The following is a 21,006-nucleotide window of genomic DNA, read 5'->3' on the forward strand; positions in this document are numbered from 1 at the left end:
AATAAAATTTTAAACACAATGAGAATCAAATTGATTGAAAGAAGAAAACCAGGCACCAAGACAGGTCCTGGAAAGTTTTATGCAAGTCCTGTGAACGTGGGGAAGAAGACTTTGCGGGATATTGCTCGCGACATTGCTGGGCGTTCTTCGCTGACACGTGGTGATATCGAAAACGTGTTGGCAAACTTTATGGATTGTCTGCCTCATTATCTTCGTGACGGCTTTAGCGTGCAGTTAGGAGAATTTGGCACAATGCGCCTGACACTGTCAAGCGAGGGTGCTGCAACGGAAAAGGCTTTTAAGACTGAGACGATTAAGCCGCGTGTGGTCTTTACGCCTGGAAGAGAATTGAAGAGTGAGCTTGCCGCAAACTCCTACGAGTCAGTGAGGAAGAAAGAGGAAGCAGACAAGGACAAGAAGGAGGATAAGAAAAAGAACGGAGGAGGAAGTGGCCCAGTAGCGGGCCAAGGATAAAGGAGGATATTATGCCTAATAAGGCCAATAAGGCCAATGGGCCTAATAAGGCCAATATTCAAGAAAAGAAAAAAGTTCGGTTTTAATAATACTGAATTGATTAATTTAGTTTTAATTATGTTTCCAGCGGGAATCCATTGATGTGATATCAATGACGATACATCGGTAATTTAATTTTCGTTTCTTGCCCCTGTCACCATTGTTGGTGTTAAGGGGCAAGTTTTTTGGTGGTAGCTCGTTGATTTATTTCTCACAGATTTTCACAGATGAACAGAAGCCTTTCTGCTCACAGGGAGAACCCACAAACGCCGGCAAGCGACGACAGATATCACAGAGCCTTTCTGCTATTCATCAACACCTAACAATTAACACCTAACACCCAACAATGGCTGAAAGGCTCTGTGTTATCGGTTGACTTAATGTCTCTGTGCGCCTTTGTGATTTCTGTTCTTCTGTGTAGTTCTGTGAGAGAAAAAAAGAGAACATGAGAGAGCGGCCCCTCCCCCAACCCCTCCCCCGAAGGGAAGGGGCGTAATCACCGAGATACCCCTATGGAGAGGGTGTACGCTTCGTTCTATCCTCTTATCAGCAGCCCTATAGGGGTAACCTCACATACTACGCCCCTTCCCTGTGGGGGAGGGGTTGGGGGAGGGGCCGCTTCCTTTAACGTGAGCTGAAAGGCTTTGTGATATGGTTGGCTTAATGCTTCTGTGTGCCTTATTATATGAGAGTTTTAGTTTATCACTCCATATTTCGGTAGAATCAGATTTAAAGTCTGTTATCTAAACAAAGTAAAGTTCACACTGCCATAACTTCTATGTTCGATGAAGTGGGGATGAGCGGAGAAATCATAGTTCTTACCATGTTCAAAGACAAGTAGGCCATCTTCTTTTAATAAGTCATATTGGAAGATAAGGTCAGGAATAGTCTGCAGTTCGGGCAGAGCGTAGGGTGGATCAGCAAAGATAAGGTCGAACTTCTGATGACAACTTTTTAAGAAACGGAACACATCACCTTTGATTAATATATGGTCTTCAGTGCCGAGTTTCTCCATACATTGACTGATAAAGCGAGCATGGTCACGGTCTTTCTCAACGCTAATCACCTCACTGCAGCCACGTGATAAGAGTTCTAAGGATATACTACCCGTACCAGCAAAGAGGTCGAGCGCTGTTGTCTCATCCCAATCCACGTAAGCATTGATGACATTAAAGATGTTCTCTTTAGCAAAGTCTGTTGTAGGGCGTGCCTTAAAGGTACGTGGGATATCAAAATGTCTACCTTTATATTTTCCAGTTATAATTCGCATGGTTTCTTTTTTAGGGGGGGATATGGAGTTAAGGAGTTAAGGAGTGAAATGGAGTTAAGACATTAGTCTTTTATCGAAAATGTGAGTGGTTTAACTTATTCGATACCTTAATCTTTCTCTATTTCTTCTATTCCAGATAGATAGTCTTCATGTCATAGGGTATCTCAGTACGCTTAGCCAGTTGACTATTATTGAAGTAGACCTCTTGGTCAAGGACTCTACAGAACTTTAGATGTTCCTTAGCTTTCTTCAAGAGCCACTCTTGATAAGGAAGGTCACCTACAAGGTATAGCTCGTCTTTCTCGGTATCCATTCCTGTTAGCTTCCATATATAAAGAAGGAAATACAAGGCATCATGTTCGTTTGTGACCTCGTATGAATTGCTGAAACGGAACCTGTTTTGTTGGAAACTAAACACCTCCATACGCTTGTCGTGGAAGTAAGCATATAGTTTCCTGCGTGGTCCTGCGTATGAGCGACGATAGAGATGGGTCCATACCGATTGCATTAGCGGTTGTAAACGGATATCCTTGAAATGGTCATCGATAACAAGTTTGAGGTCCTTGTTAATCGCAAAGACAGCAACAGCGTTCAGATCAGGAAGGATACTCGATAGAATTTCCTCATTACCTTGCCTCTTGAAGGTGTGATGATAGAGTGTTTCAATGTCCTGTGTACCAAAGTCGTCTGTAGGCATTAGCATGACAGGGGTGTCAATGGTTGCTAATAAGCGTTTGTATCCACTCTGCAGTAATTCCGAAACTTTGAATGCTTCACGCAGATTAGCAGCAATAGAGATACCCATATTCATGTCGTATGGCTCATAAACGAGTGTACCATTCTCCTGCGGGTCGCCCACGGCAAGAGCCATACTATTTCTGCTAAATCTGATAGTAAGGCGTAGTTTCTTATCGTATAAATTATTGTCTGTCTCTGTCATTACGAACGTTATATAGCATATTATCACTTGCAAACTTACATAAAATTTTCCGATTACGATGGTTAACCATTTGATAAATATCAGAGAATAGTTCCTTTTTAAGTATAAAAAAAGGGAATTTCGATACGTGATACTCAAAAAAAGTATAACTTTGCACCCACTTATAAAGCGATAACTATTCAATTCATCATTTTAAGTGGTCGTATTGAATAATAATTTTTATACATGGCAATACAATTCTTTGTAATCTTCGGATGCTTAGCATTAGGAGAGGTGATTGTTTGGGCAACAGGAATCAAACTGCCGTCCAGTATTATTGGTATGCTTATCCTTACACTTCTTTTGAAGTTGGGATGGGTAAAGTTAGGTTGGGTAGAACGCCTTTCACAGCTTTTAATATCCAATCTTGGTTTCTTCTTTGTGCCACCTGGGGTGGCTTTAATACTCTATCTCAACGTTATCAAGGACTATTGGCTTTCGATAATGATGGCAACAGTTGTCAGTACGGTCTTAGTATTGGTTGTCACTGGGCACATGCACCAACTCGTCATTAAGTTTGAACGTCGACTGATGGCGCTTGACTTGCTCCATCATCGTTCTCATGCAGCGAAGCTGAAAAAGGCTTTGGAGGAGGCAGAGGAGGCAGAAGCCATTGAAGAGTCCGAACGTATCGTTATGGATAAGGCGTTACATGGTCAGGATGGTATAAATAATCAGGAGGAAGAATAATGGATTCATGGAATGATACGATTGGTCAAACTATTGACTTAATACAGGACGGTAAGGACATCTTCTCCAATCAGTACGTTATTCTCGCATTGACTTTTGCAGCTTTCTTTTATGTTAGACGACTGCAGCAGCGTACAGGTTGGATGCTACTCAATCCTATTCTGATAGCAATAATACTTCTCATTGTTTACCTCAAGGTGACGGGTGTTCCTTTTGAGGTTTATAAACAAGATGCACAACTTATTGATTTCTGGCTCAAGCCAGCCGTTGTTGCCTTAGGCGTACCGCTTTATCTTCAGCTTGATGCGATAAAGCGTTTATGGCTCCCGATAGTCCTCTCTCAGCTTGTAGGTTGCTTGGTAGGTATCGTGAGTGTCGTTTTGGTTGCGCAATACTTTCATGCTCCGAAGTTCATCATACTGTCTTTGGCAAGTAAATCTGTCACAACACCTATCGCAATGGAGGTAACACAGAGTCTTGGCGGTATTCCTTCTCTTACGGCAGCCGTGGTGGTCATCACTGGTATTATTGGTGCGTTGGTAGGTTTCAAAGCATTGACAATCGGCCATGTGAAGAGTCCTATTGCTCAAGGACTATCTATGGGAGCAGCTTCTCATGCTGTGGGTGCATCAACCGCCATGGCATATAGCAGTAAGTATGGTGCTTTTGCGAGCTTAGGTATTACGCTAAATGGTATCTTCACCGCCCTGCTTACCCCAACGGTTCTCCGCTTGATGGGAATTATTTAGGCGGTTTTGTGTAATAGCGTGATAAAGGCTACTAAATGTAAGTAGAAAATCATACACGCTATTCCACGAATAGTTTTAATTTCATTTTGCTGTCACATTTAATATTTCGTGTAATCCTACTGTTACATAATAAGTTAACTAATGAATTAGGGTGACAGTAGTGACAGCAAAATTTTTTTTCACTGGGAAATGCTTTGGTTCTTCCGTTAAATGCATAGATAGGAAACTGAATAAAGGCTTATTGCTTACATGGTATGACTTTCCTGGATCAATGGTCTAACAAAGGGGACATAGTATGTAGGAAAGACAAACACATATTATACCTATCATTACCATATCTCTCCGTATTCTACAAACAACTTATCCCTATACTAACCAATATTACAATACCCTATACTTGGTTATCAATCATTTATAAAGTTGATACTGCACAAAGCATCCCGAAAGTTTATGAAAAATATTTTTGCTGGTTAACTTGGGATAATAAGAGGCAAAAGTTACATCTGCGAAAATCTAACTGCGACATTCACAGAAAACGGAATGTCGCAGTTAATCAAAGGAGTGTTCTACCCAGTAGCAGACTAAATGTTTGAGAAAAGGTTGTAGTGATGTAACCTTTTTGCGTGTTTACTGGGTAAGAAAGACTCTCCAGCTTCCATCTTTCTCACCACGCTCCACATACTTTTTAGAAAGCAGTTTATCCAACAGTTTTTGGATAGCTGACACACTAATACCTGTTCCCTCTTTCATATCGTTCAGAGTCAGCGTAGGCTGTGTGCGCATGGCGTTCAATATTTTGGTGTAGTTAGGCGAGCGAAAAGAAATTCTTTCGCCGTCATACCACCAAAGATTTTCATTCTTTTCGCTGATGAAGAGCACATCATTATAAACCTCTGTTGCCACAAGCTCATTGAAATATTTGAGGAATGGACGAATATCGCCAATGTTGGCGTGTGCTCCGTCGCTCGGCACAGGGCCGACTTCAAGGTCAGACTGATGCAACGCTTCCAGATACTCGCTCTTCTTGCGGCTGCGCACAACAATCATCGGATAATTGTGGCGTGTGAGAATGAAGTTGATCATCAAACGGGCGATACGTCCATTGCCATCCTCAAAGGGGTGAATGCGTATATAACGATAGTGGAACAATGCCGCCAGTTCGATAGCTGAAAGTTTCCCTTTCTTCTCGGCTTCATTGTACCAATTCACCAAGTCAAACATCAGCCCCGGCGTTTCTTCGGGCGAAGCGTACTCAAAGCGGTCGCCATACCTTGTTATCACACTATTGGGGCGCGTCTTATACTGACCTGCGTGTATCACATAATTTGTCTGCACGCCACCAGGCAGATTGCGGTAAACGGTGTAGTTTTCACGAAGCAGTGTTCTGTGCAGTGTGCGGATGAAGTTTTGTGTCAAAGGCTTTTCTTTGACAGCAGCCTCTTCTGTCATCATTTGCAGCCCCACGTTGCTTGCCGTCATCTCGTACACGTCCCTTATGTCAGCCTCGCCAATCACCTTGCCGAATAGCAGAAGAATCTCGGTCTGACCATAAGTCAGTGTGTTGCCCTCAATGTGGTTGCTATTATAGTTGAAGTCCACGGTGAAGCGGCGGCTGAGCCTATCCCTGTCCTTCTCTGACAATGGCTGAATATCGCGCCAAGCAGCTAATGCCTTCTTTATATTTAGATACTTCATACAGACATATTTATTTTAAATACATCGCAAAATTATGAAAAATGTTTGAGAAAAGGTTGTAATGTTACAACCTTTTTGTTGAACTTTGCTGTTTTTGGTCTTTTCGTATATAATATAAGCCGTTAGTTTATCGTCTAAATGTTAGGTCGTGTGGAATTTATACACACTATTCCACGAATAATTTTAATTTCGTTTTGCTGTCACATTTAACATTTCATGTAATCCTACTGTTACATAATAAGTTAACTAATGAATTAGGGTGACAGTAGTGACAGCAAAATTGTTTTCACTGGGAAATGCTTTTTAAAGGATACACAGTGTTAGAGCATGTAGAGACCATTTAATCGATAGGCGCCTTTTCAAAGCCAAATGAGTCTCAATATGCACTTACTAATTGAATGTGTATCTTCGCCTTTGCCGTAAATTATTATTTTCAGAAGAGTTTGTTTAAGATAGCTCTTGAAATAGCTTCGGTGATATTCGCTACGCCTAATTTGTCAAAGGCGTGGCGTTTGTAGGTTTTAATAGAATCTAATGAGCGGCACATTCTGTCTGCTACTTCTGTCATTGTTAGTCCCGCTGCTGACAATCTAAGCACTTCGAGTTCCTCTTCTTTTAGCGAAACTCCTTCACATTCCATCCACCGATGGCTTTCGAAAGAATATTGGTTCTTCCGTTAAATGTGTAGATTGTTAATAGAATGAGATTAATCCACATACATGGTAAGCCTACTTCCAATAAGATTGTTTTATAAGGGGGGTAAACTATATGATAAATGTAATTAGGTGTGATGTCTATCTGTCATCTATAACCTGCTTATCCCCTTATTAAATCATGTTTGTAAACTATTTTTATACATCTCAAACCCAATACATGCTCTTTTGGCTTCTAAAAGACGCCCTTTTGGCTTGCAAAAGATGCTCTTTAAGACCCATGCTAACGCCCTTTTGAAGTCCAATTAAGCACCTTTTACTTTATACTTGGTAACTAATTGATACTCTGTTGATTGTAAACCTGTTTTATGTGTGTATTTTTGTCGTTAATTATAGGTGTTTTCTTTGAAATTATGTAATGATTTTTCAAACTTTTGTCTGCAGATTTTCGAAGTTTTAAAACGAAAAGATTTTCAATGAAAGAGGATGAAAATAAAATAAATAGTTGACGACTTTCTCAGCTATATTTTTGTTTTATGAGTAACTTTGGCTCTTACGTTAAAGCACTACGAAAAGCGTCCACACATTTAACGGAAGAACCAGAATATTTCCAATAGTTAGGATTACCCTTTTTGTGGAACTCTACATGCCCAACTGTTTTATGTGAAGATAGAGAAACAACACACATACCTATCCATATCTTGCCATCGTCAGTTAATAGTATAGGAGTAAGCTGGTGGTTGATCAGTCTGCTCCTTGTTCCACTCTTCAGATGAAAATGATATGACATGGAACATTGGTATTTATCAACATTGTCGAAAGTATCAAAGAACTTAAAACCACTTCTGTTCAACTCAACAAGCATTTTTTGTTCTTCCTCTGGTACATATTTCAAATAAAAACTATATCCCAATTCCTTCACCTCCTTTGCTGTATGACCACAAAGAAACAAAGGATTATCTGATACATAAAGAAACTCCTGCTTATAATAGTCTATCAAATAAATGCTCTGATAGGTTACACGTGCAAAGGACTCTACTGTATGAATCAATGTGGACAGTACATTAGAATCATAATCTGGTGCATTGCTTACAGTATTCGACGCTATAAAGAATTCTTTTATATCTGTCATATATGTTCAACTTAATAAGGTCCCTCTATTTTATTTTCTACAAAAGTACATTTTTAATGCAGAATGTCGCAAGAGAATTACACAAAAGTGTAAAAAACAAAGAGAGAGGAGCAAATTTACACAAAAGTGTGATAGGTGATCTTTGGATAATAAGTAATTTTGCCATATAAATCAAGAAACAAAAGAAATTATGTGAATATTGTTTTTATAAAACAACATAATCACACTTTGATGTTAAATTTAAGCAAACAACTAAGAATTATACTTTTGCGTAGTGAAAATTAAAGAAAAATATTACCTTTACAACGTCGAAAGACAAGAAATGCTGTCGGCATCTCATGATGATGACTCCAAAATTATAATAAGACAATACATATAATAAATAATATAATGTTTATGAAAAAGAAAATTCTCACGTTGCTCATGTCTGGCTGCTATGGTATTCTTGCTGCACAAACTACGGGAACGGTCGTAGATGAAAACAAGCAACCATTACCAGCTGCAACTGTTTCGTTATTTCGTGAAAGCGAAAATAAGATGATTAGTGGAGTGGTAACTGATATGAATGGCGGCTTTGAGCTGAATACGCATGAAGGAGAGAGCTATAGAATAAGGATATCTTTTGTTGGGTATTCTACACAGGAAATTAAATGCCAAAACATCTCTAAGCATCTATCGGTGGGCACAATAGTGTTGGAGCCAGAGAGTAAGCAGCTTAATGACGTGACCGTGACAGCCAACAACGTAATACAAAAAGTTGACCGTCAAATAATTATCCCTAATCTGCTTCAGCAAAAAACATCAAGCAATGGTTTAAGTTTGTTGCAGCATCTTCAGCTATCACGCATTTCAGTAAATACTCTCGACAGTAAGGTGACTACCACTATGGGGGATGCCGTAGAGTTACGTATTAATGGTGTAAAGGCAGAGATACAGGAGGTGAAGGCTCTCTTGCCGGCAGATGTGTTGAAAATAGAATATCATGATAACCCTGGTTTACGATATGGAAATGTAGCTGCCGTAATTGATATTATCTTAAAGGAAAAGAAGAATGGAGGAAGTATCTCCGGAGAGTTGATGAACACTATTAACCCTTTAGGTATAGGAGATTATCAGCTATCGGGTAATTATCATGTAGGTAAGTCAAACTTCAAGACATCTGTAAACTGGAATCGGCGTGATATAAACTGGTTACGTGAAAACATGGAGGCTTTCAATGCAACGACACCCAGTATCAACAACTATGAGATAGGGCAAAATACAAAGGCACAATATGATAACATCAATCTATCCATAGGATACGATTACATACATAGGGGGAACATATTGAGTGTTACTTTTCGTGATTTATATAACAATGCGCCTCATGCGGTATTTGATAGAAATTCCAAACTTATTCAGAATAGCAACACATTCGATATCATGGACCGCACCAAGTCAAGGAGCAACAATCCATCGTTAGATATTTATTATCAACATGAGTTTACCAAGGATAAGCATCTTTTCTTTGACCTGATAGGAACATATATCAATACTAAGAACGACCGTTTATATCGCCAATCTCAGGGAAATTCTGTACAGGAAATAACTTCCCATGTCGATGGTAATAAATATTCGGCTATAGCTGAGGTTATTTACGAGCAGAAAATCAAGGATTCGCGGTTGTCATTCGGTCTGCGACATCAGCAGATGTACACAAAAAATGCATACGATGGAAACACATCCTCAAGCGTAAAGATGAATACAGGTGAGAGTTATGGTTTTGGAGAATGGGCTTCAAAGTTAGGGAAACTGGATTATATGGTAGGGGTAGGAGCTATGAGAACCTATGTTAGCCAAGGAAATGCCAAACAGGTAAAATATATATTTCGCCCGACTATTCAGCTGGGGTACCATTTCAACAATTATCTGTCAATACGTTATAAAGCCTACATGGGAGGCTACGCACCCTCACTTGCCGAATTAAGCGATGTTGAACAACACATAGACATTTACCAAATACGCCGTGGAAATCCAAATCTACAGGCGGTCAGATTTTTCTCTAATGAACTATCAATTAGCGTAGGAACAAAATATATTAGTGCAGAATGGTTTACTCGTTATAGCTATGACGACAAACCATATATGGAAGAAACAACCTATTCGAATGGCTTCTATGTTAGGAGTTATGCCAATCAAAGAGGCTTCCATCGTCTGAACTCTCAAATAAACCTAAAAGTACAACCTTGGAAGGATTATATATCCATTCAATTAACCCCATTTGTCAATCGCTATATCAGCAATGGCAATACCTATACGCATACACATACCAACTGGGGTTTGCGTGCCAACTTAATGGGAATGTACAAGAATTGGTATGTAGGTGCCAATCTTGAGACAAGTTTTCATAGCCTGTGGGGGGAGACACTTAACAAAGATGAGAAATCACATAGTATAGTCTTTGGGTACAATAGAGAAAAATGGGGTGTAGAACTCCAGTTGCAGAACATCTTCAGTTCACGTTATGAAATGTCTGTAGAAAATCTTTCCCATCTTGCTCCTTATAATCAAATGGTATGGTCGAAAAATCTATGTAAGGTTTTTGGCATAGACTTTCATTTCAACCTGAACTTTGGAAAGCACGGTTCTGAGGTGAACCAACGTATTCACAACTCTGATACTGATGCAGGTATTGTACCAACAACGAAGTAGCAGATAAATATAAATCCACGTAGATAAAGAGGAAATCGAAAATCTGTCAAAGAGTAGACGTTATATTAGTAAGGTCAAAGATAAATCCTCTCGAACACCAATAGCAAAGAAGAACAGCCATATCAAAGCATTCTGGCTTCGATATGGCTGTTTGGTGGGTATTGTGAGTGTTGTTTTGCTGTCATATTTAACATTTTATGTAATCTTACTGTTATACAGTAGATTTACTAATGAGCTCGGGTGACAGTAGTGCCGCAAAATTGGTTTTACTGGGCAATGTTTTTTTAACGACACTCTGTGTTAGAGCATGCAATGACCATTCAATTCTTATAGAGGATTCAGAAAGTTTCTATATTTCTAATGCGTATGAAAAGAGCTATATCAATGCTTAATTAGAAAGTTTGATACAGCTCTTTTTATATTCGGTAGATATGTATGTATTATTGATTATTAGCGTTTCTAATTAGATTATAAAATGCTTCTAAATTTATTTGTGAACTTTGGTAGAAAATCTCATTTTTATACTTTAGCCCTTTTTTGATTCTATCAAATTCAATTTTATTATAAGGAATGAATGTAAGTTTGCTTGTTGACATTTTAGCATCAAGTCTGAAATAGAAACCTTTTTTCATAAAAAATATATCAACATGTCTTTCATACCATTCTTTTTGGTCATGAAAATAAGCTAAAACTCTTCCTTTATTTTTAATGGTGGTAGCATCATTGTTTGGTATTGTATTCAAATGGTTATTGATGAAGACAGTATCTGTAGTGAATGTAAGGCCGTCTTTATTTTCTTTGAAGAGAATTCCTTTTTCCTCATAAGATTTAAATAATTCTATCAAATTATTTTCTATTCGTATCTGTTCTTCGATTTTCTTTCCATCCTCAAAACAAGAAAATAAATCAAAGATTTTATATTCTTCAGGAATATTTCTATTATTATATCCTTGAGAGCATAATTGTTCTAAAGAAGGAAGTCCTTCTACGTTACAAAAATCTGTGAAGTTACTTTCGATATTTGCTAATTCTTTATATGCATTTTGGGGGGCAATTACTTTTGTCCAAAAATTCATGACGAAGTCTTCAATAAACTTCTCCATTATTGTTGTTAATGTGAGAGACGATAGTCTTTGATAATCCTTAAATTCAAATTCATTTTTCTCTATTTTATTTTCAAGGTACTTTATCTGTTGAATTATAGAGTCATCAGTAATACTTGATTTTGTTTCGTCGATTAATAGCCCTTTGTAAGAGGAGTGGTTACTTGTAAGAACCTCTTTTATAGATTTCAAATCTGTTTCGGGATCTATATTTAAATTGAATGCTACCTGCGCTAACTTGTCAAGACTTCTTAAAAGTTTATTGATGTGTTTATTAAGTGAAATTATTATAGTGTGTTCAGATAAATCAGCAGTAAACCTTTTCCATTCGTCTTCTTTATAATAAAGCTTTTTATATACTTTAGTCCTTTCTTTTTCAGCATAAATAGTATCTTCAAAAAAAGCATCACTTTCATCCATATTATGGCGATTGTATAGTTCCTTGTTATAAGAAATTATTTCTTTGTGAAAAATAGTATTCACAATTGCCTCGAGGTAAGAAAACAGTTGGTCTTTTTGATTATTTAAGAATAGTTCATTTATATTTCTAAGATGTTCTTTGGTTAATTCTTTTTCAGAATCGACCCATGGGATAAGATTCATTCTATCTGTAAATTGAATAAGTTCTTTATATTTCAATGTATTTGGTATAAACTTCTTATTATCGAAGACAGCCTCTTGTAGATAGATAAGACTTAGCAACTGAGAGTTTGTTTTTGTATTATAATTCTCAATAATAAGCTTGCGAAGGTGTTTTGTAGCTTCTTCTGTCTTATTTAATCTAAGATAGTAAACGGATGCTATTTGTAAGATATCTAATTTAGAGCCACAATGTTTTATGGCATCATCTATAAGATAATTAATTTTGCATAATCTAAGTTTTTTCTCATTATCTTCAATACGTGGTAGGCTATCTAATAATAATGCGGCATATTCTAAATCGCATGCAGAACGTATGTAGTTATTTCGAAGTAAATCAATGTCCTTATCTAAATATTTCTGATAGTTTTGTTCTGCTAATTGAGTGTATTTATTTATGGCAGATATATTGTCGTCGAAGGCAGTTTCATTCTTATATACGTTAACCACATCCATTGCGGCATTTGCAAAATAGTACCAAAACGGTGGGTATGCTTCAAAATTATCCTTAATAGAATCCAAACGCTCATACTTTCGTAGAGGAATTGAATCCATCAAGATACTATTATACTGAGAAATCTGAGATTCAGTTAATCTATATTTGTCATCAAATTTATATGAGTCGGATAACCTCCATGCTGTGTCAAATAACTCTCTTCTTAAGGCATTAAACTGTTCTATCGCAGATCTTTGTAAGGTCCATTCTTGTTCCTCTCTTTCAGTAAGGATGTTTGCTTTTTCTTTACGATAATTCATATATCCCATACCAACAGAGGCAATCATTGATATAGCGAAAGTATAGGGCTCTCCAACAGCAATTAAAGCGAAAGAAGGGATGGCGTTCCATATCGCATTTTTGATTTTTTGTTGGTATTTTTTTTCAAGCATCATTTTATCCCCTTCATAGATACGGAAGAAAGTGACTGTATCTAAAATCTGCCTTAAAATGTGGAGTAATGCCTGATCTTTCGGCATATTGTGCAGATTGAGGTTGTTAAGTATGAGTTCATACTCTTGCTCTAAAACATTTAAGTCTTTGTAGTCAACGATTTGCGAAACAGACACTGTACAAAGGTTTAGTGCGTAAGCTGCTTTAAGTTGGTCATGTTCGCAGATTGACTTGTCTTGATTAACCTTAATTGGATTCATAATTTTACTTTATTAAATTAATATCTAAAGTGATAGGTACATGGTCAGAAATTTCCTTTCTATGTAACTGATAATCATTATTACAATATTGTTGTATGGTATTAATCCTCCCAGCATGTATTCCTATGCCTTGAAACCTGTCATAATCGTATGTAAAGTGATCAAAGTTGTTTGCCCAATACGAAGCTATAATATCTTTTTTCTTTTTAAGTTGCTCTTCTGTAGGAGAGGATTTGAGAGTAGTAAGCTCTTTCTGAACAGTAATTAACTTTCTTATAGTTCCACCATTATCAACTTCAACAACTTCGTTCAAAAAAGCATTTTTAGCTCCTGAAAAAGGGAGGTTTAAATTATAATCACCTAAAATTATAGTGTATGATGGTCTGTTATTTCCATAGACTTTATCAGCTATAGAAAGATAAAGTGATTTTGTTAAGATGTCAAATTCGCGTTTACGGAGAAGGATAGCTCCTGCGTCAAGAATGTTATTATGAGTGCTATTTCTTGAGAACATAATATGGACATTAATAAGTCTAAATTCGCAAAAGGCACCATTTATAGGCTCAAATCTCGCATAGTACGGGTTTCTTATTAGTTGTCTTTGCCCTAATGACCTATTCACTTTATATTGGTTATAAATGTGAGGTTTGAATATTCTGGTGCTTCCATCTGGAAGAACAGTGGTGGATAACCTAAACCTGGTTTTATCCCAAATGTAGGCATAGCCCTCTGCTGCTAAAGTACTCAAGGCATTTGGTGCTTCCCAAACTCCCTGCCATCTATGCTCACCTAGTTCTTTCAATAGCAAGTCCATAGCATTCTTTGAAAAAACCTCTTGTAATGCAATAATTTCAAATTGTTGTTCGTATATTATACGAGCAATTTGTTTAATGTTTTTACGAATCTCATTGTCTGAACGGAATGAGAATTTGAACATATTAAAAGATCCAATTCTATAAGCCATATTATTTTAATAAACCCTTAAGTCCATTTTGTATGTTTTCAATAATTAGTCTGGTAATAAAAGTAAATTGTTAGTGTCTGTTATAAACTGATGGTTCACTAGATTTCTTATTGAATAATTTACTGATATATATTGTGCCTTTGATATCTTCAGAACTTAATGCCCTAGAAGTCTTTTTAAGGTTGTAAAGTTATGAAAAACATTTTTAATAAAAAACATTTTTATACTCTTTTTTGCAGCTAATGTGATTATCACTTAGGATAAAAGGCATATAACTACTACAAATTAATTTAAAAACTTGTTTTACCTGTGTTTTAATATAGCAAAGAAGAACAGCCATATCAAAGCACTCCGGCTTCGATATGGCTGTTTTAAGTAGGCTTACTTTGTGCAACCTATAATATAGAATGGCTTACATTCCCTTTTCAGACTGCATCGTCACTTCAATGCGACGGTTACTCTTGATAAGGTTGCGGGCAATACGCTGGATGTCAGCAGATGTGATGTTACGAACGATTGTCTTGTAGTCCTTGTCAAAGTCTACACCGTGGCGCAGCTGGTTGTATATCACATAGAGCCAGTAGTCATTGGTAACAGAAGACTGGTCGTACTGCTTTAAGAGATATTCCTTCACCTTCTGCAAGCTTACTGCCTCTGGACCCTTGTTGGCAATATGTTCAATCTGTTTGGTGATGATTGGCATTACCATGTTATACTTGTCAGGATCGGTATCAAAGGCAATCTTCAAGAGGGCGTGAGGATTGCTTGTTGCGTTCAGACTTTGCTGTAGTTTCACACCATATACCCCACCTTTCTCCTCACGTACAGAGTCGGTATAAGCTATTGATAGTACACGCTTGAAGACGTCGAGTTCCAAATCAGACTTCGCTGTGTAAGGTTCGTCCCATGTATAGAAGACGGTTACACGTGCCAATGGCGTCTTCATCTTCTTTTCAAAGCGGTGGGTCTCGTTGCAGTTGCGCACGTCAGGATAAGTCTTCGCAAAGGTTTCCTTCTTGCCAGTTGATGGCAGTGAAGCAATGTATTGCTCTAAGAGAGGGCGCAACTGAGCGATGTCAATGTTACCCATGATAATCATCTTGAAGTTAGAAGCATTGCTGAAACGCTCCTTATAAATCTCGAGAACACGGTCATAGCTTACCTTGTCAAGTGATGCAGCCTTGAGTGGTTGTACACGTGGAGAATTACCATAAACGATGGCAGCGATAGAGTCGTTGTAGCTAACGTTAGGACTTGCCTCACGGTTGGTGAGGAAAGAGCGCATACGGTTAACTTCTGACTGGAAAGCTTGGTCATCACGACGTAAGTTTGTAAAATACAAGTAAGTAAGTTCAAAGAGTGTGCGGATGTCTTTGATAGACGAGTTACCGCTGATAGACTGTGTTTCATTGCCTACACCAGCGTTGATACGAACTGTCTTACCTGCTAAGAATTTGTTGAGTTCTGTTGCGCTGAAACGACCAACACCACCTTCCTTAACGGCAGCTGAAATAAACTGTGTGTTAATCAAGTCCTTGACAGGATAGAGGGAAGAACCACCTTCTGCAAAGAAGTTCAGTGTCACAGCATCCTTCTGATAGTCGGTCTTCTTGAAGTAAACTTTCACACCATTGCTCAGCGTGATTTCCGTTGTTCCGTGCAAGCCTGCTTTCTCACTCTTGATACGTCCCTTCTTCGGTAACGTCTCTATAAGTTTATCGTCCAACTTCTTTTCAACATACTTAGGATAGGTCTTTGCCTGTGCATCGAGAACCATTTGCTCAAACTGCGCATCTGAGGGAACATTTACACCTGCCTTGTCTGGAGAATAGACAACAAGCACCTGATTCTTATTCGTGATAGCCTCACGCATAGCCGCATTGACCTCGTCGAGTGTCACCTCATTAAAGAACTGATCATCGAGTTGCTTGTCGTATGCTTCGGCGGTGATTGGTTCGTTATCGAGAAAGTTCTGCTTTGCACGACGCACATAGTATGAATTGCGACGGTCGTTGCGCTCATTGTATTGGCGGTCAATCACCTTCTGGCGGAAAGCTTTGGCACGAGCAAGTTCTGAAGGAGTAAAACCGTGCTGACGAATCTGCTCTATCGTACCCACTGCTGCATCGAAAGAACCCTTTACATCTTCCTGACGAGCACCAAAGGAAAGGACAAAGGCATCTTTTGTACGGCTAATCAAGAACTGACCCATACGTGCAGAAGCACTCAAGCAAGGCTTTGGATTCTTGTCCTGCATCTCGTTAAGGCGTTCGCCAATCATATAAGAGACTAAGTCGTCAACATATCCGTCTCGCTGATATTTTACCGAAGACTTCTCAGCATCAGGCGTAGCCTCACGCTTCATATAAAGTGTAACGAGCATGATAGGTTGTTCTGAATCCTTCAATGATGCTACAATCATCTTGTCGTTGTCGCTTACAGGGAAATATTCGCGATGAGCAGCATTCTCAGGCATTGGGATGGCTGAGAAGACAGACTGAATCTTCTTCTCCATCTTGTCTACGTCAATATCACCCACAACGATGATTGCTTGCAGGTCTGGACGATACCACTTGTGGTAATAGTCGCGAAGTGCCTTGTAAGGGAAGTTGTCTACAATCTCCATCTTACCGATTGGCAGACAGTCTTCATACTTCGTACCACGATAGATAATCGGTAATGCCTCTTCCATCAGGCGTTGTGAAGCCATACCAGCACGGCGTGTACGCCACTCTTCGTGAATGACACCACGCTCTTTGTCTATCTCCTTGTCCTCAAGGTCCAAATAGTGGCTCCAGTCATGAAGGATAAGTAGGGTAGAGTCGATAGTAGCCTCATGCTTTACAGGTACGGAACTGACGTTGTAAACGGTCTCGTCAACGGAGGTGTAAGCGTTAAGGTTGGTACCAAACTTGATACCATGTGCCTCACACCAGTGAACGATACTTGGTGAGGTAGGTGTATTCTTGAAGTTCTTACTACCATTGAAAGCCATGTGCTCAAGGAAGTGAGCCAATCCCCTTTGGTTAGGTTCTTCGAGAATACTTCCCACACGCTGTGCAATGTAGAAGTCGGCTATTTCTTTCTCCTTAGCATTGTGGCGTATGTAATAAGTCATACCATTCTTCAACTTACCTATGCGGAAGCTGTTGTCGGTGCTGACATTCTGCGCCATAGCACCTGTCACGAGGAGCAGGAGTACAAGCGCATTGATGATTCTTTTGTTCATTAACATAATATGTGAGTGATTCCTTTTATAATTCTTTTATGTCTGTCTGATTTTGATTCTTGGTAGGGTATTGTCTTACTGACGATTATTTGCCTTCGTCTTAATAACATATTGTACTCTATTAAGTGCTCCGCACGTGTGGTGCGGAGGCCCAACACCACTTGTGCGAGCGCTTAGCACCACTCGTGCGGACCAATAGTAAGACTGTTAGAAGGTGCAACCAATGGTCAGTCTGCCCGTTGAATAGTTCCTTCCTATGAGATAAGCGTTGCCGTCGTTGGTATGTCGATGGGTGAAGTCGAAGGCAGTGTAGGTCTTCATCTTGGTGCCTGGGAGGACAAAGGCATATTTAAGTCCGAGCTGGAGGGAGTATTGTGGGGCTGTAAGATACTTATACTCACGATACATCAGTACGTCCATCGTAGGAAAACCGTTCTGCTTGTCAGATGGTTTAGCTAATGTTCCATCCTCGAAAGCATCGCCCTTTCCCTTCTTATAGGCAAAGCCCGCCTTTAATGACAACACCCCCTTGCGGAAAAGGAGGTTACGTGTAAGACTTGTATAAGCCTCTGTAGTATGGATGTCCTGACGTCGGAAGTAAGGGTAGCTGTAGCCAGTCTGCTTGCGATGAGCGAAGTTAGTGCCCGCTTCTATCGTCCAAAGAGGTAACTCGTTAGTCACTCCATAATAGCCTGTATAGCCAAGATGCACATCGTTCCAAGCCTTGTTAGCACTCTTTACAGGGGCAAGATACTGATAGAAGTAGGCTCCCTGTTCATTCTTGTTAGAACGATAAGCATTCATCTCGTTGACAAGGTTCTCGCTTGAGAAACTAAAGTCAAGATGATGTATCTGCTTTTCGAGTTTCAGAGAGAGGCGTGTCTGATAGTCATAAATATGGCTGTGATGATTGGTGTGAACAATCGTATAGGGTGACTTCCTACCATAATAACCCTTGCGATAAGCCATATCCATGTGGTTAAACCATGAGAGGTGTGGGAGGATTTCCCAGCCAAGTTGTAGACCTAACCCATGATATTCATTGAGCATAGGTTGCTCCCTATTGCTGTCAGTAAAGCCCGAACTACTGAAGGGTTCGGTCTTACCAATCCATGGTCCATAGTTGATATAAGACGTAAACTCCTGTGCATTTGAAGCGTAGGTACTAAAGATTACGCTCTCTGTGTTCCGTCGGTAAGTATAATTGAAACCAAGACTAAAAGGCTGTAATGGTATATAGGCGCCTGTGGTGAGGGCTAAATCCATTAGCTTTGTCTTATGTCTTAAATCCTTATACTTAGCAACGTTTGCTGCAGTGAAGTCCACCTTTGTACCAATGGCAAGTCCTTTATATATCTCCCAAGACAATGCGCCCATAAGATTATAGGTGTCACGATGCTTTGTGCCAGCATTATTTAGCGAGTCTTCGACAATATCGAACGGCAAACGTTGGGTCTGTATGAACGCTGAACCAGTCATATTACGTCCAGAGAAGTTGTCATAACGCATACTTCCCGATAGGACAATCCTGTCTGTTAGTCGATAGAATGAAGAGACGTTAGCACCTGCTTGCACGGTACGTGGCGACTCATCATAGTTAACAAAGCCTCCCTTGCCATATTGTACATACACTTCAGCCAAAGAAATGTTCTTTGTCTTAAATCGTGTCAAAGCTGCAGCATTGTCACTTCCCAGCCATGCATCGCTGTTGGCAACGAAGCTAAAATCACGATGGAGCAGACTATCTTTAGCCTGCTCCTGTGCGTTGAGGCTGGCAGAGAGGGTTACTCCTGCCAGTATAAGTGTCATGAACCTATATCTCATCTTACAGGTTATGTTCTTTTATCATCTATTTTACTTGTCTCTAAGTGAGAACTGTTTGCGCTCGTGGAAGTCAGAAGTAGAGTTGTTTGTGTCCATGTAGACAATCTTTGCACCCTTCTTCATAGATGCTTCTGCGTCGATATGACTTGGGTCTGCACCATACTGATAGTTATAAACCAGCTTATCGGCATTGCCTTCAATCTTCTTTGTAGCTTCAACGTCTACATTACGATATACGCTATGACCAAGTTTGACAGTCTGCATGACGTAGCCGGCATCTACGTCAGAGCCGAAACGCTTCTTACTCTTACTCTCATTAATTTTCTCATAGACCTCAACACCGTCAATTATCCAGTCTGTTGGGACCTTTAATACAGCATTTATTTTGTTCTGGGCTTTGCCTGGTGCGTATGTGATATTACTTGCATCGTTTGCGAAAGCGGCAGGCGTTGTGTTCTTTGTTTGGAAGATAAAGAAGCCAGGAGAAGTTACACTAAGTGGCCAAGCGTTAGCCTGTCCATATTCTACTGCCTTAAGGTATTGGCTGGTAGGGATAACGTCTGCTGGTGTTGGATAGTATTTTGGATTCTTAAAACCAGACTCTGGGTCGTACATAGTATAGTAGTCTTTATTGGCATAGTTGATACTCTGTGGGTAGGTCTTAGTATTATCTATTGCCCCCATACAGCAGATAACAACCTGTGAATAAGGCTCGATAATCAATGAATTAGGGAAGTACCATATACCACAAGCTGCTGGAACCCAGCCCTGTGAAACGTAAGAAGGCTCTGTCGCTCCTGCACTATACCATGCATTTGATACAGATTGAGCATTGTATGGGTCTAATATACCAATAGCTAAGTTGCTGATTACTGCTGTCTTACCACCATTGTTATAGAGGATAAAACCCTTGTCCATCTGGAAGAAATTCTTGGGATCATTTTCAATTGGTACACCTGTTGTGTACAGTTCCTTGATGATAACTTGGTCAGCATTCTGATCAGGAGCTTGGAAAGTAACGTTTTTAACCTCTGATGCTTTGATGACTTGTACAGTACCATCGCTATGTGTCACAACCATATCCCATACTTGTGCATTGATGTTGCTAATGAATGCGAACATAGCAACAAGGAGAAATAATATTTTCTTCATATCTTTTCTATTTAATTTCTAATGTTATTCTTACTTATTCATAAACTTAAAGCTCTTAGTAGGTGTACGGAGGATGTAGACACCCTTAGGTAAAGACGAGAAATCAAGGGCAACTCGTCCTTCACCATCTGCTGTCACAGAGCTGATTTGTGTACCATTAAGATTGTAAATGGTAACCCTTGCACCTGCTTTCAACCCACTTACCTCAGCATTACTGAAAGAGAATTGAGGAGAAACAGACGCATTCTTTGGGTCATTAGAAGGTACACTACTAATACTTGCTGTCACCTTCTTCTCAATGAAGCGGTAGTCCTGCACGCCTGTCAGTGCTGTTGATAACTTCTTACCCTCACAAGTAATAACGAGGTCGTTGCCTTCTATGGTTATAACAGGAAACGATTCCAAAGCAAACTCGGTCTTGGTACCATTCGTCTCGGTCAAGACAAGGCAGGTTATCATCTTCTCTTGTACTGTCTGTGCAAAGCCACTAAGGGGTATGAACGACAGTGCTAAAGCGATAAGCCCTATAAAACTTATTTTCTTCATAAACATTGTTTTTGATTTATACTATCTT

At 39.3% G+C, this 21,006-nt stretch carries 13 protein-coding genes and 2 pseudogenes; 4 read left to right on the forward strand and 11 right to left on the reverse strand.

Annotated elements, in window-relative coordinates:
- Positions 1-18 precede the first annotated feature (18 nt).
- Complete coding sequence (locus CHB62_RS08550; protein ID WP_089366507.1) at positions 19-474, forward strand: HU family DNA-binding protein; 456 nt, start codon at positions 19-21, stop codon at positions 472-474.
- A 778-nt stretch (positions 475-1,252) separates the two neighbouring features.
- Here CHB62_RS08550 and rsmD read toward each other — a convergent pair.
- Both rsmD and CHB62_RS08560 read right to left on the reverse strand, forming a co-directional pair.
- The gene (rsmD, locus tag CHB62_RS08555; protein WP_089366508.1) at positions 1,253-1,783 is read right to left on the reverse strand and encodes a 16S rRNA (guanine(966)-N(2))-methyltransferase RsmD; all 531 of its coding nucleotides are present in this window, start codon (positions 1,781-1,783) and stop codon (positions 1,253-1,255) included.
- A 127-nt stretch (positions 1,784-1,910) separates the two neighbouring features.
- Positions 1,911-2,723, reverse strand: coding sequence for a DUF3822 family protein (locus CHB62_RS08560; RefSeq protein WP_176414857.1), 813 nt, complete (start codon positions 2,721-2,723; stop codon positions 1,911-1,913).
- Between the two features lie 225 nt (positions 2,724-2,948).
- Here CHB62_RS08560 and CHB62_RS08565 point away from each other — a divergent pair, with 225 nt between their 5' ends.
- A complete protein-coding gene (locus tag CHB62_RS08565) occupies positions 2,949-3,452 on the forward strand; it encodes a CidA/LrgA family protein (protein WP_089366509.1) in 504 nt (167 codons plus the stop codon).
- Positions 3,452-4,201, forward strand: coding sequence for an LrgB family protein (locus CHB62_RS08570; protein WP_089366510.1), 750 nt, complete (start codon positions 3,452-3,454; stop codon positions 4,199-4,201). Before CHB62_RS08565 ends, CHB62_RS08570 begins: the two co-directional genes overlap by 1 nt.
- 627 nt (positions 4,202-4,828) lie before the next feature.
- Here the strand turns inward: CHB62_RS08570 and CHB62_RS08575 are convergent.
- The 3 genes and pseudogenes from CHB62_RS08575 to CHB62_RS08585 all read right to left on the reverse strand — a co-directional run.
- Positions 4,829-5,896: a Fic family protein gene (locus CHB62_RS08575; protein ID WP_089366511.1), complete on the reverse strand. Its 1,068-nt coding sequence runs from the start codon at positions 5,894-5,896 to the stop codon at positions 4,829-4,831.
- Positions 5,897-6,329: 433 nt separating this feature from the next.
- Positions 6,330-6,563: pseudogene (locus CHB62_RS08580) on the reverse strand (response regulator transcription factor); the annotation flags it as partial.
- Between the two features lie 587 nt (positions 6,564-7,150).
- Positions 7,151-7,681 (reverse strand): annotated as a pseudogene (locus CHB62_RS08585) (helix-turn-helix transcriptional regulator); the annotation flags it as partial.
- A 396-nt stretch (positions 7,682-8,077) separates the two neighbouring features.
- On the opposite strand from CHB62_RS08585, the gene CHB62_RS08590 reads away from it, so the two are divergent.
- On the forward strand, positions 8,078-10,372 hold the full coding sequence (locus CHB62_RS08590; RefSeq protein WP_240616177.1) for a TonB-dependent receptor: 2,295 nt from the start codon (positions 8,078-8,080) through the stop codon (positions 10,370-10,372).
- 440 nt (positions 10,373-10,812) lie between these two features.
- Here the strand turns inward: CHB62_RS08590 and CHB62_RS08595 are convergent, their stop codons facing one another.
- The 6 genes from CHB62_RS08595 to CHB62_RS08620 form a co-directional block, all read right to left on the reverse strand.
- The gene (locus CHB62_RS08595) at positions 10,813-13,263 is read right to left on the reverse strand and encodes a hypothetical protein (protein WP_089366514.1); all 2,451 of its coding nucleotides are present in this window, start codon (positions 13,261-13,263) and stop codon (positions 10,813-10,815) included.
- Positions 13,264-13,267: 4 nt separating this feature from the next.
- Positions 13,268-14,227 (reverse strand): exonuclease/endonuclease/phosphatase family protein, encoded by a 960-nt coding sequence (locus CHB62_RS08600; RefSeq protein WP_089366515.1) that lies wholly within the window; start codon positions 14,225-14,227, stop codon positions 13,268-13,270.
- 412 nt (positions 14,228-14,639) lie between these two features.
- Positions 14,640-17,462, reverse strand: coding sequence for a M16 family metallopeptidase (locus CHB62_RS08605; protein WP_089366516.1), 2,823 nt, complete (start codon positions 17,460-17,462; stop codon positions 14,640-14,642).
- Between the two features lie 201 nt (positions 17,463-17,663).
- Positions 17,664-19,265, reverse strand: coding sequence for a DUF6850 family outer membrane beta-barrel protein (locus tag CHB62_RS08610; RefSeq protein WP_240616176.1), 1,602 nt, complete (start codon positions 19,263-19,265; stop codon positions 17,664-17,666).
- 45 nt (positions 19,266-19,310) lie between these two features.
- Entirely contained in the window at positions 19,311-20,432 is a 1,122-nt protein-coding gene (locus CHB62_RS08615; protein ID WP_089366518.1) for a DUF4876 domain-containing protein, read from the reverse strand.
- Between the two features lie 30 nt (positions 20,433-20,462).
- Positions 20,463-20,978: a T9SS type A sorting domain-containing protein gene (locus tag CHB62_RS08620; RefSeq protein ID WP_089366528.1), complete on the reverse strand. Its 516-nt coding sequence runs from the start codon at positions 20,976-20,978 to the stop codon at positions 20,463-20,465.
- Positions 20,979-21,006: the final 28 nt, after the last annotated feature.

This window comes from Prevotella jejuni, assembly GCF_900187995.1.
Taxonomy (GTDB): domain Bacteria; phylum Bacteroidota; class Bacteroidia; order Bacteroidales; family Bacteroidaceae; genus Prevotella; species Prevotella jejuni.